Here is a 16,276-nt window from a genome sequence, read left to right as displayed (position 1 = left end):
CCTGATGAAAGGAATATCGAGATGAAGTTTGACGCAATGGTCCTCGGCGGTGGTATCGTCGGCACGTCAGTCGCTTTGCAACTGCAGCGCCGAGGCCTTAAAGTGGCGCTCATCGACCGCAAAGCGCCCGGTAATGAAACCTCGCTCGGAAATGCTGGGCTCATCCAGCGTGAAGGCGTGTATCCGTACGCATTCCCTCGCGACTTTGCGTCCCTTGTCCACTACGCGGGCAATCGCGCGACGGATGTTCGCTATCACCCGATGGCGATGCCAAGTTTGGCGCCGTTTCTGCTGAAGTATTGGCAGAACTCGCGCGCTGACCGTCACGCACAGATTGCGAGAGCCTATTCCACGCTGATCGAGCACTCCGTCTCGGAACACCGCGAGCTTATTGAAGCAGCTGGAGCACAGCCTCTACTCAGAAAGAACGGATGGGTAAAGGCTTTTCGTACAGGCAAAGCTTTCGAAGATGCCGTTGCGGAGGCGTCACGATGGAGAGAAGAATACGGAGTCGAGTTTGAAGCGCTGGACGCAGATGCTCTGCATCAGACCGAGCCGTCGTTGAGTTCTGTGCTGCGTGCCGCTGTACGCTACACGTCGTCTGATTCAGTCAGTGACCCGGCTGGTCTCGTCGCTGCGTACGCCAAGCTCCTTGAACGTCTCGGTGGCACCGTGCTTGTTGGCGACGCTTCCACCCTCGAAGGCGGCTGGCGCGTGCACACCGAATCAGGGCTAGCAGAGGCCGAGGCGACTGTCATTGCCATGGGTCCATGGTCTGGCGACCTGACCACAAGGCTTGGCTATTCACTGCCACTGGAAGTGAAGCGTGGCTATCACATGCATTACGCAAGCAGGCCCGGCGCGACGCTGAATCAGCCAGTCCTCGATGCCGAGATTGGCTACATGATTACGCCCATGGTTAGAGGAATTCGACTGACGACGGGCGTGGAACTTGGCTTTCGAGACTCCCCGAAAACACCCGTTCAACTGGACGCCGTGGAACCTGTCGCCCGCGAAGTTTTTCCCCTCGGAGAACGAGTCGACGCCGAGCCGTGGCTTGGCCGCCGCCCATGCACGCCGGACATGATGCCCGTCATTGGGCCCGCCCCGCGCCACAAAAACATCTGGTTCGCATTTGGACATGCTCACCACGGCTTGACGCTTGGGCCCATCACTGGGCGCTTGATAGCCGAGTCGATTACAGGCGTTCGCCCGGCGGTCGACCTCGCGCCGTTTCGAGCGGAACGCTTCTAAGCAGTCGGGTTCGCAATAAATTTTTCTCATTTGCGAGAATTTGTTTTTTGACTCAACTATGATGCTTTTTACGTAATACCCACTTTTTTTCGTGACTCGCCGGCACACTCAAGTCGACGGCATTCACGACGTATTAAATTAGGATATCAAACGATGTCAGAACGTGGCATTCACTGAGCGAATGAAGTCACCTTTTGGGAGAAACAGCATGTCTCACTACACTCAGATTCAAACTCCGCTTGCGGCTGCTTGTATCGCCGCCGTACTGGCATTTTCATCAACCGATTCAAACGCCGATGACTTGGTAGCGAAGATTGCTGTTGCAGGACCAACGACCGGTCAGCTGGCGAGTTTGGGCAAAGACGTGCAGAACAGCGGGGAACTGGCGATTGACGCGCTTAACGCAAAGAACATCATGTTGAACGGCAAGCGCGTCCGCTTCGAACTCGTTGCTGCAGACGACGGGGCGGACCCACGAGTTGGCACGATTGTCGCCCAACGATTGGTTGATGACCACGTCGTCGCCGTCGTGGGCCACATCAACTCGGGCGTTGCGATTCCAGCCTCACGCATTTACAGCCAGGCCGGGATGCCCTTCATATCGAGCGGCGCATCAAATCCCGCGCTTACGGCGCAAAGCCTAAAGAACACTTTCCGTGTCGTCGCTGACGACAACGCACAAGCGCGTGGAATGGTTCAATTCCTCCGCCGCCAGTTGAAGGCGAAGCGCATAGGATTGGTGGACGACAGGACCGCATATGGTCAGGGTTTGGGCGACCAGGTGGCGAAGGATGCCGGGGAGTCCGGAATTGCGGTGACGCGGGAGTTCACGAACGATAAAGCTGTAGACTTCCGGGCAATCCTTACCTCGCTAAAGTCAAGTCAACCGGACGCCATCGTGTTGGCCAGCACTGATGCCATCGCATCGCCTTTCGTGAAGCAGATGAAGACGCTCGGTATGACGCGCGTGCGATTCGTTGGCGGCGACGGGATTTGCACGGAGAACTGGGTTCGAGTCGCGGGCTCCGCCGCGGAGGGGGAATACTGTACTCAAACCGGCGCGCCTCTTGACCAGCTCCCGGGCTCCAAGGAGTTCGTTGAAAAGTACGAGGCGCGCTTCCACCAGCCGCCGCAGTACTTCGGGCCGTACACGTACGACAGCGTGATGGTGGTTGGTGAAGCCATACGGAAGGCTGGTTCCCTCGACCCGTTGAAGGTCATTGATGCGCTCCATTCGATTGACTACACCGGCGTTACCGGGAGGATTGAATTCGACAGCAAGGGCGATCAGAAGTACGCGGCGGTTTCGGTCTATCAGGTTAAGTCGCAGAAGATTACATCACTCGGCGTCATCGAAAAGATGTGATGCTTCGATAGCGCGTCGGTGTGAACCGCACCGGGAATCGTTGAGGCCTGTTGGTTTAAGTTAATGCAGTCACTTCAGCAGCATTTCTGCGTTTCCCAAAGTAGTTTGGTAAGCGGCCAGCCAACCCATCTTGACGAGCGAGTTTACGCGGCGACCGAGAGTGGCTGCCTGCGATGCGGCAGCAGCGCGTCGATGTCGTTGACCTTGTGGGTCGGCAAGCGCGTCAGCACGTCCTTCAGATAGGCGAGAGGTCCGAGCCCGTTCAGTTGTGCCGAGCGGATCATGCTCATGATGGCGGCCGCGCGCTGACCCGCACGCAGTGATCCGGCGATCCACCGGTACTATCAAGGATTGCGGCGCGGAAAGGCAGCCAGGTCCTGGACGCCAGAGGAAGTGTTCGACACCTTCTTGCCCTGGAAGGAAGTGCCTTGCATCAGGGGCCGTATCAAGTATGAGAGAGCTCAATACACTTCATCCGAGCTTATCGAAATTGCTTCAAACCATGCGAAGCTGCCAGTAAAGCGACAGTTAAAGGTCGAAATCAAGCGAACCGTCCAGGATTCTTGGACATTGCTTTGTCGAGGACCAGATAAGAATGTCTTCGAAATCGAGATGCTCGATGAGGACAAACGTCGGTTCGGCTCGGGCGGCTGGAAGAAATTGGAACTCGCCAACCGTGACGAAACGCTGCAAGAAAAGGCCAACCTCGAACCACGGCGCGCGCGGTTTGCAGGAAAAATTAAGGCGACGCAGCAAGAGCGAGTCGACTCGTACGAAAGAGGCCGGGGCAATAGCTACGCCGGCGTTGTTGGTGTAACAAGAACGCAGGCGAAACAGAACGGACGGGCATCTCGGGCCAGCGAATTCGCGGAGATCGAGCGCTCTATCTACCTCCCCTCCTCGGACAAACAGCCGGCTCCGGCAAATCAACCACAATGGGACGACGTGGAGGATATGGACGACCCGTTGGCGGCCGCTGCTCGGCGTATGGAAGAGGCCTATCTGAGCACGAAGTGACGGTTTCGATACGCAACCATTTGAGAGGCGAGGGGCTCATGAGCTGACATGGACGAGCCCCACGTTGCATCGCAATCTTGTCCATCGCCTAGTTCGCCAGGACTCTAGAAGAGGCGGCCTGAAGACCAGCGCTGCTCGCGCGCAATCTGGCAACTTCGGAATCCGCCTCTCAACGATCCTCTCGAACGGAATGGCGGATACCTCGTGCGCGTCCTGCGAAGGTGGTTCGGCCGGACTCTTTGGTCCCATATCTGCATCTAATCAAAAAATCCGTTCTCAACGTGCGCCAAGCATACCCATCGCTGCACAGTTGCGCTCCGTGCGCATTCCATCCCTCGCAAAGCCCCGTGAGCAAAGGGTTTCCGGGCTCATATCCAGATCTAATCGAAAATCATATCCGCATCTAATCGAAAGCAACACCGGCTCGTGTCGCTTTCGATGAGATGCGAATACAGGCTTCCGATGCAGCACCCGTCACGCCACGCCGAATCTCGCGTCGGCATCGCCGGCACTTCAAGCCTCGGATGCCGACGTGACCAACATGTCGATCAAGTTGCGGGACGCGGCCGACAGGCGGCGATGCGGCGCATAGACGACCGAAAACGGCCGTGTGCGCCCGCGCAGATGGGGCAACACTTCGACGAGATGTCCGGCCCGGATCCGGTCCTGAACGATGAAGTCGTAGGTCTGGCAAATCCCGGCGCCGCTCTGCGCCATCGACACGACACCGAGCACATCGTCGGACACCGCGACGTTCGAAGCCGGCAGCCAATCGATGTCCCGATCGCCGTCGCGGAATACCCAGGGCGCGATACGGCCGCTGCTGGGCAGCATGAACGGCAAACAAAGATGGTGCTCCAGATCGCCCACGCTTCCGGGCGTGCCGGCGTGCGCGACGTACTCGGGCGACGCGACCAGGCACAGTGCCGCATCCTCGAGCTTGCGCGCGACCAGGCCGCTGTCCGGCAATTCGCCCAGACGGATCGCCAGGTCGAAACCCTCGGCCACGAGATCCACGTTCCGGTTCGCGATGTTCAACTCCACGCGAACGTGCGGGTGCTCCCGCGTGAACCGCCGAAGCAGCGGCGGCAGACGATAGTGCCCGTACGTCGTGGGTACGCTCAGCCGGACATGGCCGGTCAAGGTACCGCCGTGCCCCTGAATGGCCCGCTCGGCGTCATCGATCAGCAGGAACGCCGCGCGCGATTGCTCCAGATAGAGCCGGCCGTGCTCGGTCAGGCTCAAGCGCCGCGTGGAGCGACGCAGCAACTGCGTGCCCAGCCGGGCTTCCAGGCGTGTGATGGCCCGGCTCAACACGGAAGGCGTGCTGCCCAATGCCACCGCGCCGGCAGTCATCGAGCCTTTTTCGACCACCGTCACGAATGCTTCCACGTCACCGAGATGGTCGAATTTGCGCGCCATCTTGTCCCCCAAAGAACAAAAGCTTTACTTTTCCGCCAGTTTATCTCCGCGAACGAGCCAAATAAAGTGCGTGCGTCGTGACTGCATCGTCGAGTCACCCATTGAAATCCAGGAGCACAGCATGAATGGCGACCATCGCGACCGGCAGGATCTGTCGGTTCTATTCGTACTCACGAGCCACGCGAAGAAAGGCTCGACCGGCGAGCCGACCGGTTTCTATCTCGGCGAAGTGACGCATCCGCTGGCCGAACTCGACGCGGCCGGCATTCCCGTCGAATTCGCATCGATTCAGGGCGGCGAACCGCCCGTCGACGGGCTCGATCTCGACGACGAAATCAACGCCCGGTATTGGAACGATGCCGCATTCCGCGACGCACTGCGCCACACGCAGCGGCTCGGCGACGTCGACGCGTCGAAATATGCGGCGGTCTTCTTTGCCGGCGGTCATGGCGCAATGTGGGATTTTCCCCGCAACGCCGACGTGGAGAAGGTGACGCGCACGATCCATGAAGCGGGTGGCGTGGTCGGTGCCGTATGTCACGGTCCGGCCGCACTGGTCGACGTGAAGCTCGGCGACGGTACCTATCTCGTCGCCGGCAAGAATCTGAGCGCATTCACGGACGAAGAAGAACGGGCGGTCCAGCTCGATCGCGTCGTCCCCTTCCTGCTCGCGAGTACGTTGGCGCAGCGTGGCGCACTTCACGATCCCGCGCCGAACTGGACCGCGAAGGTCGTCGTCGACGGACGGCTCGTGACCGGCCAGAACCCGCAGTCGGCTTCCGGCGTGGGCGCCGCGATGCGTCATCTGCTGCTCACCCGTTCACGACAAGCCTGAAACTTCCCGATGGAGAAAGCGATGTATTCGATGCGCAAGCTCGCCGTTGCGGCAATCCTCGGCATTACCGCATACGGCGCCCACGCTGCCAACGTGCTCGTGGTGTTGTCGGATTCCGACCACCTCGACCTGAAGGACGGCAAGGTCTTCGCGACGGGCTTCTACCTGAACGAGCTGATGCAGCCCGTGAAGGCGCTGCTCGATGCCGGCCACCAGGTGACCTTCGCGACGCCGGAGGGCAAGGCGCCGACGCTGGACGTCACGTCGACCGACAAGATGTACTTCAACGGCGACGAAAACGCGATGCGCGACTACCGCGCCTTGCTCGACCGGCTGCAAATCACGTCGCGCGCGCACTCTCCGGTGATCAGCCTGTCGCGGGTGGAGCAGATCGGTTACGCGCACTTCGATGCCGTCTATGTGCCCGGCGGCCATGCGCCGATGCAGGACCTGTTGACCAGTGCCGCCGTCGGCAGATTGCTGGCCGACTTTCACGCGCGCGGCAAGACCACGGCGCTCGTTTGCCACGGCCCGATTGCGCTGCTGTCGACCCTGCCCGATGCGCCGGGCTTCACGCGAAAGCTCGCGGCGGGAAACGCGGGCGACGGCGACACGAAATGGATCTACGCCGGTTACCGGATGACGGTGATCAGCAACGCGGAAGAAGAGCAAGCCAAAGGGCTGCTCGGCGGCGGCGCGATGAAGTTCTATCCGCAGACCGCATTGCAACGCGCGGGTGGCGTTTATAGCAGCAACGAGGTGCCGTTTACCGCGCACATGGTGACCGACCGCGAATTGATCACCGGACAGAATCCGGCGTCGGCGCTGGACGTCGCCGGCGAAATGCTGAAGCGGCTCAAGTAATGCCGTGCAACGGACCGGCCGTGCCGGCTCCTCGATGAGTAAAGCAAAGGAGAAGCAAACCGTGGATCTGCAACTTGAAGGAAAAACCGCGATCGTCACCGGCGCCACCGCCGGCATCGGGATGGCGATCGCGCGAACATTGGCATCGGAAGGCGTCGCGGTCACGATCACGGGGCGGCAACGAGACAAGCTCGACGCAGCCGTCGCCGAGCTCTGCGCTGCCGCGCCGCGCGGCAGCGTACGCGGCATCGTCGCCGACGTGAGCGGCGAGCGAGGCGTCGCGGCACTGATCGATGCCCAGCCGGACACGGATATTCTCGTGAACAATCTCGGCTACTACGAAGCGAAGCCGTTCGCGGAGATCACCGACGACGACTGGTTGCGAATGATCGACGTCAACGTGATGTCGGGTGTCAGGCTGTCACGGCATTACTTTCCCCGCATGCTTGCGAAGAACTGGGGGCGGGTGATCTTCATGTCCAGCGAAGTCGGTGCGTTCACGCCGCCGGACATGGTGCACTACGGTGTCAGCAAATCGGCCCAACTCGCGGTCTCGCGCGGCATGGCCGAACTGACGAAGGGAACCGGCGTGACCGTCAACAGCGTACTGCCGTCCGCCACGCGATCCGAAGGCATCGTCGCGTATCTTCGGCAAACCGCGCCTCGGCCGGATATGACCGACGCGGAAATCGAATCGCACTTCTTCGACACGTATCGTCCAAGCTCGCTGATCGCCCGCATGATCGAGGCCGACGAGATTGCCGCGATGGTGGCGCTGCTTGCCAGCCCTTTGGGCGCGGCATCCAATGGCGCCGCGGTGCGCGTCGAGGGCGGCACCTACCGGTCGATTCTCTGAGCCGCGGGCCGCTTGTGGGCGCACATGCCTGCGTCGCCGTCGACGCGCGCGTCCGGCCGGATAGCGCGCGACGCGGTCGGCGCTAGCCGCCGTCGAGCAGCCGCTGGCTCCATCCGCCTTCAAACGTATCCCCCGATTGGGGACGACATCGTTTCGTCGGCAGCTTCGGGTTTTCCGATACCTTCCCTGCGCTATGCAAATCGGTACAGCTTCGCAGGGTTGGTGACGAATATCCGCTGCTGCCAGTCCTGACGCCCGATCCAGCCGGCGATCACGTCCAGCATGCTTGCGTCGTCCGGCTTGTCCGTCTTCTGCGTCGGGTGCGGCCAGTCGGTGCCCCACAGCATGCGTTCCGGCGCCATGTCGATCAGCGCCTTCGCGACGGGTGCGACGTCGTCGTAGGCAGGCGCGCCCGTCTTGCTGTCGACGTACGGCCCCGATAACGTGATCCACGTACGGCCCTTTTCAACGAGGCGTTGCGCGGTACGAAACGCGGCCGACGACAGCCCGCCGGGCTGCGGCACATGCGCGATATGGTCGATGACGAGCGGACAAGGCAGCACCGCAAGATGTGGCTCCAGCTCCGGCAGCCGCGCGCCCTGAACCACCAGCTCGATATGCCATCCGAGGTTCGCGATGCGCGCGGCGAGCGGCGCCAGCATGTCGAGCGTCGTCGCGCCCGGGTAGCTCAGGTTGAACCGGATCGCACGAATACCGCCGCGATCGAGCGCCCGAAGTTCGTCGTCGCTCACGGTGCCGTCGACGACGGCCACGCCGCGCGCGTCGCCACCGAACTGCGCGAGCGCCGCCAGCGTGCAGCGATTGTCCGTCCCGTACGTCGACGGCGTCACGACCACGTTGCGCTTCACGCCGATACGCGTCTGCACGCTCCGGTATTGCGCGACGGTCGCGTTCGGCGGTCGCAGCGTCGTGCCCGGCGCGACCGGAAACCGGTCGTCGTAGATGTGCATGTGACAGTCGACCGCTCCTTCGGGTAGCCGGAACACCGGGCGCTCGATGCCGCTCGACCACGTTTCGCCGGCAGCGACCGGCCTCGGCAATGCAGCCGAAGCCAGCGTCGCACCGGCGATCCGCAGGAACCCGCGCCTTGCCATGTACGCCATGATCAGAGGGTCTCCGTCTTGGCGACCAGCCTGCCGCCCGTGTGATCGCGCGTGAGCAGCAGCAGCGTCGCGACGCTCGCAAGCGTGAGGATCGCGAGCGGCATCAATGCAAGTGCGTAGCTGCCCGTCGCCGCCTTCACCCACCCGTACACGTTCACCATCAGCCCGCCGCCGAGCAGGTTCGCGATCGCATTGACCGTCGCGAGCCCGGCCGCCACGGTACTGTTGGACAGCATGTCGGTCGCGAGCGCCCAGAACGGGCCCTTGAACGAATATGCGCCGACCAGCACCGCGCACAGCATGCAGACCGTCGGCAGCAGCGATCCGCTCAGCGACGTCGCGAACAGGCCCACGCCGATCAGCAGCATCGGCACGACCGTGTGCCAGCGGCGTTCGCCAAGGCGGTCCGAGCGCCGGCCCCAGTAAACCATCAGGACGGAAGCCACGGCGTACGGCACCGAATTCAGCAGGCCGGTTTCCATGACGGTCAAGCCGAACGACTTCAGCAGCTGCGGCTGCCACACGGACAGCGTGCTGCCTGCCGCGGAAGCACACGTGTCGACGAGCGCGAGGCACAGCACGTAGCGGTTGCGAAACAGCTGCGTGAGCGGCAGCGACGGCACCTTCTTGCGTGTCTCGTGGCCGGCAGCCAGCGCGCTCGAGAGCCATGCGCGCTCGTCGTCGGCGAGCCACGTCGCGTTCTGCGGCTGGTTCGGCAGCATGAACAGGCACGCGACGCCGAGCAGCACGGTCGGAATGCCCTCGAGGATGAACAGCCAGTGCCAGCCACGCAGGCCCCAGACGCCGTCCATCTGCAACAGCAGCGCGGAGATCGGCGAGCCGATGAAGCTCGCGGCCGGAATCGCGACCATGAACGTCGCGACGATCCGCGCTCGATACTGCGCGGGAATCCAGTACGACAAATACAGCAGCACGCCCGGGAAGAAGCCGGCCTCGGCCGCCCCCAGCAGGAAGCGCAGCACGTAGAACGTCGTCGCGTTGTGCACGAGCGCGGTCGCCGCCGACACGATGCCCCACGTGATCATGATCCGCGCGATCCAGATCCGCGCGCCGTATTTCTGCAGTGCGAGATTGCTCGGCACTTCGAAAAAGAAGTACGAGATGAAGAACAGGCTGCTGCCGAAACCGAAGACCTGCGCCGACATCCCGAGGTCATGGTTCATCTGCAGCGACGCCATCCCGACGTTGCCCCGGTCGATGAAAGCCAGCAGGTAGCAGACCATCAAAAAGGGAATGAGTCGCCAGACGACTTTTCGTATGGTCCGGCGCTCGATCGCGGACGCTTCCATGAAATCGGTTTGCATGCTGTCTCCGTTTATTGTGCGCCGGGGCGCGTTTCCGTGAATCGTTGCCACGCGATGACCGCGACGACGCCGCACGCGAGCACGGCGGCCATGGCGGCGAAGGTGTGCCGCACGCCGAGCGCCTCGGATGCGCTTCCGACGAGCAGGTAACCGAACGGCATCGTGCCGTTGTAGGCCATGCCGTACATCCCGACGAGTCCGCCGCGCACGTGTTCCGGACATTGGCGCTGAATGGTCGCGTTCGTCGACGTGGCCGCGAACGTGAGGCTGAAGCCGAGTGCATAGAACGCCGGAATCGATCCCGCCGCATCGGTCGTCGCGGCCAGCACGGCCAGCGCGCCGACCGCCGTCCACGGCGCATACGCGATCAACCGGTGCGACGCGCGCGGCCCGAACGCCGACGACAGCAGCACCGCCGCACTCAACGAGCCGGCGCCCGCGCATGCGAAGAACACGCCGGTAAAGCGCGCCGCGTCGTGAAAGCCCTGGTCGGCGAGCAGCGGCACGAGCGTCTGGTAGCTGCCGGCGAACAGGCCGATGCACGCGAGAATCGGCAGATAGCGCGCCGAGAACGCATCGGACAGCACGTAGCCGACCGCGTCACGCAGGCCGCTCTCCGCGCGCGATGGGCGGTCCGCCGACGCGGTCCGGATCGACCGCACGCACGTCGCCATGAAGCACAGCGCGAGTGCATAGATCGCAAACGACGTCCTCGGCCCCAACGTCGGATAGACGAACCCGGCGATGGTCGGGCCGACCATGCGCCCGACGTTGTAGACCATCGTGTTCATCGCGACCGCGTTGGACGTGTGCGTCGCATCCTGCAGGCTCGTCAGCAGCAGCACTTGCCGCGCGGGCGTTTCCACCGCGCTCGACACGCCGATCGCGAGCGCATGCGCGAGGATCAGCTTCACGCCGAGCAGGCCGAGCAGCGACCACGTGAAGAGGCTGCCCGTCAGCAGCAGCGACGTCGTCAGCACGCACAGCGTCACGCGGCGAGCATTGGCCGAGCCGATGCGGGCGCCCGCCACCGGCGCGACGATCAGCTGCGGCCCGTACAGCAGAAAATTGAGCAGCGCGAGGATCGCTCCCGAGCCGGACAGGTGATAGATCAACAGATTCAGCGTGACGTTCTGCGTCCAGCTGCCGAGCACCGACGCGACCTGCCCGCTCAGGTAGCGCCGCAACGATGCTTCCGACAGCGCGGGAAACAGCCTGTTCACCCACCCCGCTTGCGTCGCCACGTTCATGACAGCGCCCTTCCGCGCGTCTCGGGCGCGCACAGCACGACCGCGGCTGCGGCGACGAACGCGACGATCGTCGTCGCGAGCCCGAGCACGAAGCCGCCCGACGTCGACGCCAGCGAACCGATGACCAACGGCGCGATGAAGCCGCCGAGCCGGCCGCCGTTGTACGCGACGCCCATGAAGAATCCGCGCGACGCGGTGTTGCCGATGATCTCCGCGAGGAACGGGCCGGCGCCCGCGAAGATGCCGTTCACGCTGAAGCCGGTCAGAAAGATCGCGGTCATCAGCAGCAGCGGATTCGCCGACACGATGTACACGCCGACGGCCATCGCGCCGACCAGCAGATAGGCCAGGAACATCGGGCGCCGGCCGAGCCGGTCGACCCATGCCGAGAACAGCAGAAACCCGGTGATCGCGCCGAACTGCAGTGCCAGCACGAACTTCAGGCTATGCACGAAGTCGAGGTGCTTCACCGTGACGAGGAACGTCGGCGTCCACGTGAATACGCCCCAGTACAGGTACTGCAGAAAGAAGATGAAGCAGAACGCGGTGATCAGGCCGCGCACGTTCAGCTTCTCGTGACTGGCCGTGTCGAGCTTGCGGGCGTGGGATTTCGCGTGCCTGCGTTCGAGCCAGATCGCCGATTCGGGCGTCTTGCGCGCGACCCAGAACAGAATGAAGAACGGCGACGCGCCGATCAGGAACAGCAGACGCCAGCCGTCGCCGGCCAATCCGCCATGCGCGGCGCCGACGATGCCCGAGATCACGATCGCGAGAATCGCGCCGATCGGCAGGCCCATCTGCATCAGCGCGCCGCCCTTGCCGCGCCGGCTCGGGTGCCAGGTTTCCGCGACGAGCGCCGCGCCGGCGGTCCAGGTTCCGCCCATGCCGAGCGCGCCGAAAAAGCGCAGCGCGGCAAACGAGTGCGCGTCGGGCGCAAACGCGATCAGGCCGGAGAACAGCGAATAGATGCCGACGCAGAGCAGCGCGGTGCGCACGCGCCCGATCCGGTCGGACACGAAGCCGAACAGAATGCCGCCGGCGATCTGCCCGGCCGCCGTGACGCTCGTGAACACGCCGAGCTGCGCCTTGCTCAGCCCGAACTGCAGCGCGAGCGTCGGCAGCAACAGCGAAAGCAGGAACGAGTCGTAGCTCTCGAACGTCCAGCCGAGGCCGGCGAGCGACAGCGAACGCCACTCGATACCGGTCACGCGCGTCAGTCCTTTTTCCGCGGCGGCGGAATCGATGTCCTGCGTCGCCGCGGTTGCACTCGTCTTCATGGGTTGTCTCCGGGAATCGCGATGCGATACGTCGATGCGGCCGTCCGGCTGAACAGCGCCGCCTTTTCGTCCACCGACACCGCGGATGCGAGTCGCTTGAAGGCGTTCCACAGCACGCGATAGCCGAACATCCCCTTGTCGACGGGGAAGTTGCTTTCGAACATGCATCGATCGACGCCGAAGCGTTCGACGCAGGTGTCGAAATACGGCTGCCACGCCGCCGCCAGTTCCTGCGACGACGGCGGCAGGTCGCGCGCGGCGAAGTCGAAACCGAACACGGTCATGCCCGCACCGCCGAGCTTCATGCGCGTGTTCGGCAGTGCGGCGAGACGCGCGAGTTGCCGTTTCCATTCCGCATGGACTTCCGCACGCTGGCCGGCATGCGGCCCCACGCCGACCGGGCCGCCGAAATGGTCGATGACGACGACGACGTCCTCGCATGAGCGCGCAAGTTCGTACAGGTCGTCGAGCTGCGTGTGATAGACCCACGCGTCGAGCGACAACCCGTAGCGAGCGAGCGTCGTCACGCCCTGCCGGAAAGCCGGGTCCGACATCCGGTCGCGCGGCGGCGTCACCGGGCTCGATCGCACGTCGGGGCTCGCATGCCACGCGAGCGGATTGCGGATCCCGCGCAGCCGCCCGCCGGACACCTGCAGCATCGTGCCGAGCACCGCATCGAGCGCCGCGCCGAGCGACAGATCGGCGCCGCCGACGATGGCCTCGCAGCATCGCGCGGGGCCGTATGCGCCGCTTTCGAACATCGCGGCGACGCCGCTCGCGAATTGCACTTCGCCGACCGGCTTGAACGCATCCGGCCCGCTTGCGCGCAACATCGACCGACACTGCACGTAGACGGTCGACACGATCCGATGCCCGCTGCGCACGTCCGCGCCGAACTCGTCCGCCAGATAGCGCCCGGTCTGGCGATCCCACAGGTGATGATGGGCGTCGACGATGGCCAGCTCGGGTTCGAGCACCGGCTCGTCGCGCAATGCGAGCCACTCGGGCCTGACGGGAAGATGGGGCGCGTGAACGGTCTGCATCGCAGTCGCCTCAGAACTTCTGGCGCATGCCGATCACGACGCCCGTCTGGTTGTGATCGGGTGCGACCGTGCCGTAGCCGTTCACGCCGAGCGCGGAGCCGCCCTTGTTGCGCGCGAAACCGGCCGTCGCGTAGATATCGGTGCGCTTCGACAGCAGATAGTCCGCACAGAGCACCGCGAGCCACGGATCGGCACTGGTCGAGTGCACGTCCTGGTAATAGGCCGTTGCCGTAATCACGAACGCCGGCGAAACCGCGTATTGCGCGCCGGCCCAGTACAGGTTCGCCGCGCTGGCTTCGGAACCGTTCGCAATGCGGATCGGGTTAGCCGGCAGGAACGCGTTCGACGCATGCAGATAGCGATAGCCGGCGAATCCCTTCACCGGCCCGATCGCATACGACGCGGCCGCCGTGGCGCGCCGCTCGGTGCCCGTGTTCGTCGCAACGGTGTTGCTGTTGCGCTGCTCGTACAACACGCTCGCGGCGAACGGCCCTTGCGCGAAGATCAACGCCCCGCTGAAGAAGCGGCCGGTGAGTTGCGCGCCCGGCACCTCGGCGCCGTACCCGGTGTCGTAGCGCGTGCTGTACATCGCTTGCGCCGTCAGCGGACCGAACACGCCGGTGTACTTCACCGAATTGTCGATACGCGCGGCCGCCGCGTAATCGAGCGACAGCACCGAGTATCGCGACGACGCGCCCATCGGGTCGAACGCCACGGCCTGTTCGTAGAAAAGCGCGTTCTGGCGGCCGAACGTCAGCTGCTGCCCGCGGTACGACAGCCCGACCCACGCTTGCCGCCCGAAAATCCGCGACGTCGTGGCGGCGTTCGAACCGAGGCCCTTCGTCGACTGCGCGGTCGTGCCGTCATTGATGTTGAAGCCGTTTTCCAGCTGGAAAATGGCCTTCATGCCGCCGCCGAGCTCCTCGACGCCCTTCAGTCCCCAGCGCGAACCGGACAGATTGCCCGACGCTTCGCGCGTCTGCGCGCCGCCGGTACTCGTATTGTTGATGTGTTCGATGCCGACGTCGGCAATGCCGTACAGCGTGACGCTGCTTTGCGCATGCGCGGCGCCGCACCACAACGTCGCGCTCGCGACGGTGACGGCGCCGAACGCGAAACGGGGTTTCGGGCGGGCATTCTGGCGGGCCTGATTCGACAACATGGAGTCTCCAAACTGATTTTTGTGGGTGGGTCTGACGAAGAAAATTTCACGTCGTGCGGGCGGCAGGCGCTTCGCCGGCGCCCGAGCCCGGATCGCCGAGCCACGCGACGGTCAACGCGCCGAGCAGCAGCACACCTGACACGGCGATGAGCGGCGCGGTGAAGCCGCCGGAGTATTGCTTTATCGCACCGATCATCGACGGCCCGACGAAGCCACCGAGATTGCCGACCGACACGATCAGCGCGAGTCCGCCCGCGGCGGCCCGTCCGGTGAGGAATCCCGACGGGATGGCCCAGTACGTCGCCTGGAACGCGAGGATCCCGCTCACTGTGACGCACAGTGCGATCAGCTTGAAAGCCGGCGCATGAATGAAGGCGCTCGCGCACAGCGCCACGGCGGCGATGGCGAGTGCACCGGCGACGTACGGAATGCGGTTGACCGCGCGATTGGCGATGCGCGCCCACCAGAGCATCACGATGGCACCGATCGCATACGGAATGGCCGTCAGCCAGCCGATCACCGCGTGTTCGACGCCGAACTGCCTGATGATCTGCGGCATCCACAAACCGACGCCGAGCGAGCCAACGATCCCGCAGAAGTTGACGAACGCGAGCACGAACACGCGCCAGTTCGTCATCGCGTCGCGCAGCTTGCTGCCATGCTTTGCACCGATGTCGCGCTGCTCGAACGCGAGGCGCTTCGCGAGCGACGCCTTCTCTTCGTCACTGAGCCACGCCGCTTTCTCGGGACGGTCGGCCAGCACGAACAGGCACGCGATGCCGAGCATCACCGCAGGAATGCCTTCGATCAGCAGCAGCCACTGCCAGCTGCGCAGCCCATGCAGGCCGCCGAGTTGGAGCAGTGCACCGGAAACCGGCGAGCCGATCATGTTGGCGACCGGAATGCCGACGAGAAAGGCGGCTGTCACCTTCGCGCGCCACTTGCCGGGAAACCAGTGCGTGAAATACAGGTAGATGCCGGGCGTGAACCCTGCCTCGGCGAGACCGAGCAGAAAACGCGCGGCCGCAAAGCTCTTCGGTCCGACGACGAACGCAGTCGCCATCGAGAACAGGCCCCACGTGATCATGATTCTCGCGATCCACAGGCGCGCGCCGACCTTCTGCATGATCAGGTTGCTCGGAATCTCGAACAGGAAATAGCCGATGAAGAACAGGCCCGCGCCGACTCCGAACTGCTCGGCCGTGAGACCGAGATCCTTGTTCATCGTGAGCGCGGCAAAACCGACGTTGGTCCTGTCGAGATAGCTGATCACGTAGCAGACGAAGATGAACGGCAGAATGCGCCGGAACGCCTTGGCGAGCGTGCGCTCGCTGGCCGCGTAATCGTCGCTGGCAAGGCGCTCCGCGGACGGCGCGTCGGCGCGCGGTGCGTCGTCGCCGGCACGCAGCGCGTGCGAAATGGTCATGCTTGTCTCCTTCGTCGCGCGGCTGACGGCGCGATTTTTCTGCATGCGGGCGGGA

At 63.8% G+C, this 16,276-nt stretch carries 14 protein-coding genes and 1 pseudogene; 6 read left to right on the top strand and 9 right to left on the bottom strand.

Annotation, left to right across the window (positions count from 1 at the left end; all coding sequences use genetic code 11):
- Positions 1 to 21 precede the first annotated feature (21 nt).
- Together HWX62_RS20435 and HWX62_RS20430 are read left to right on the top strand one after the other, a co-directional pair.
- The gene (locus HWX62_RS20435) at positions 22 to 1,254 is read left to right on the top strand and encodes an FAD-binding oxidoreductase (protein ID WP_175932140.1); all 1,233 of its coding nucleotides are present in this window, start codon (positions 22 to 24) and stop codon (positions 1,252 to 1,254) included.
- 208 nt (positions 1,255 to 1,462) lie between these two features.
- Complete coding sequence (locus HWX62_RS20430; RefSeq protein WP_175932141.1) at positions 1,463 to 2,620, top strand: branched-chain amino acid ABC transporter substrate-binding protein; 1,158 nt, start codon at positions 1,463 to 1,465, stop codon at positions 2,618 to 2,620.
- Positions 2,621 to 2,763: 143 nt separating this feature from the next.
- On the opposite strand, the pseudogene HWX62_RS20425 reads toward HWX62_RS20430, so the two are convergent.
- A pseudogene (locus HWX62_RS20425) lies at positions 2,764 to 2,955 on the bottom strand (transposase domain-containing protein); the annotation flags it as partial.
- 58 nt (positions 2,956 to 3,013) lie between these two features.
- Between HWX62_RS20425 and HWX62_RS20420 the strand changes: the two are divergent.
- A complete protein-coding gene (locus tag HWX62_RS20420) occupies positions 3,014 to 3,637 on the top strand; it encodes a hypothetical protein (RefSeq protein ID WP_175932142.1) in 624 nt (207 codons plus the stop codon).
- 513 nt (positions 3,638 to 4,150) lie between these two features.
- Here the strand turns inward: HWX62_RS20420 and HWX62_RS20415 are convergent.
- A complete protein-coding gene (locus HWX62_RS20415; RefSeq protein WP_175932143.1) occupies positions 4,151 to 5,059 on the bottom strand; it encodes a LysR family transcriptional regulator in 909 nt (302 codons plus the stop codon).
- Between the two features lie 121 nt (positions 5,060 to 5,180).
- On the opposite strand from HWX62_RS20415, the gene HWX62_RS20410 reads away from it, so the two are divergent.
- The 3 genes from HWX62_RS20410 to HWX62_RS20400 all read left to right on the top strand — a co-directional run bounded on the left by HWX62_RS20410 (position 5,181) and on the right by HWX62_RS20400 (position 7,614).
- Positions 5,181 to 5,894 carry a type 1 glutamine amidotransferase domain-containing protein gene (locus HWX62_RS20410; protein WP_175932187.1) on the top strand — a complete coding sequence of 238 codons (714 nt, stop codon included), beginning with the start codon at positions 5,181 to 5,183 and terminating at the stop codon, positions 5,892 to 5,894.
- A 9-nt stretch (positions 5,895 to 5,903) separates the two neighbouring features.
- Positions 5,904 to 6,758 (top strand): type 1 glutamine amidotransferase domain-containing protein, encoded by an 855-nt coding sequence (locus HWX62_RS20405; protein WP_244136069.1) that lies wholly within the window; start codon positions 5,904 to 5,906, stop codon positions 6,756 to 6,758.
- A gap of 61 nt (positions 6,759 to 6,819) precedes the next feature.
- On the top strand, positions 6,820 to 7,614 hold the full coding sequence (locus HWX62_RS20400; protein WP_175932189.1) for an SDR family oxidoreductase: 795 nt from the start codon (positions 6,820 to 6,822) through the stop codon (positions 7,612 to 7,614).
- A 191-nt stretch (positions 7,615 to 7,805) separates the two neighbouring features.
- On the opposite strand, the gene HWX62_RS20395 is transcribed toward HWX62_RS20400, so the two are convergent.
- From HWX62_RS20395 to HWX62_RS20365, 7 genes are read right to left on the bottom strand one after another with little or no spacing between them, the layout of a single operon-like run.
- Entirely contained in the window at positions 7,806 to 8,738 is a 933-nt protein-coding gene (locus HWX62_RS20395; protein ID WP_175932144.1) for an amidohydrolase family protein, read from the bottom strand.
- 2 nt (positions 8,739 to 8,740) lie between these two features.
- On the bottom strand, positions 8,741 to 10,063 hold the full coding sequence (locus HWX62_RS20390; protein WP_175932145.1) for an MFS transporter: 1,323 nt from the start codon (positions 10,061 to 10,063) through the stop codon (positions 8,741 to 8,743).
- An 11-nt stretch (positions 10,064 to 10,074) separates the two neighbouring features.
- Complete coding sequence (locus HWX62_RS20385; protein ID WP_175932146.1) at positions 10,075 to 11,313, bottom strand: MFS transporter; 1,239 nt, start codon at positions 11,311 to 11,313, stop codon at positions 10,075 to 10,077.
- The gene (locus HWX62_RS20380; protein ID WP_175932147.1) at positions 11,310 to 12,590 is read right to left on the bottom strand and encodes an MFS transporter; all 1,281 of its coding nucleotides are present in this window, start codon (positions 12,588 to 12,590) and stop codon (positions 11,310 to 11,312) included. The genes HWX62_RS20385 and HWX62_RS20380 overlap by 4 nt, the downstream gene beginning before the upstream one ends.
- Positions 12,587 to 13,633, bottom strand: a complete 1,047-nt coding sequence (locus HWX62_RS20375; protein WP_175932148.1) for an amidohydrolase family protein — start codon at positions 13,631 to 13,633, stop codon at positions 12,587 to 12,589. Before HWX62_RS20375 ends, HWX62_RS20380 begins: the two co-directional genes overlap by 4 nt.
- A 10-nt stretch (positions 13,634 to 13,643) precedes the next feature.
- Positions 13,644 to 14,795 carry a porin gene (locus HWX62_RS20370; protein WP_175932149.1) on the bottom strand — a complete coding sequence of 384 codons (1,152 nt, stop codon included), beginning with the start codon at positions 14,793 to 14,795 and terminating at the stop codon, positions 13,644 to 13,646.
- Positions 14,796 to 14,841: 46 nt separating this feature from the next.
- Entirely contained in the window at positions 14,842 to 16,221 is a 1,380-nt protein-coding gene (locus HWX62_RS20365; protein ID WP_175932150.1) for an MFS transporter, read from the bottom strand.
- Between the last annotated feature and the right edge of the window lie 55 nt (positions 16,222 to 16,276).

The sequence above is a fragment of the Burkholderia sp. BCC0506 genome (genome assembly GCF_902833145.1).
Taxonomy (GTDB): domain Bacteria; phylum Pseudomonadota; class Gammaproteobacteria; order Burkholderiales; family Burkholderiaceae; genus Burkholderia.
This window is presented reverse-complemented; position numbering and strand designations above follow the sequence as displayed.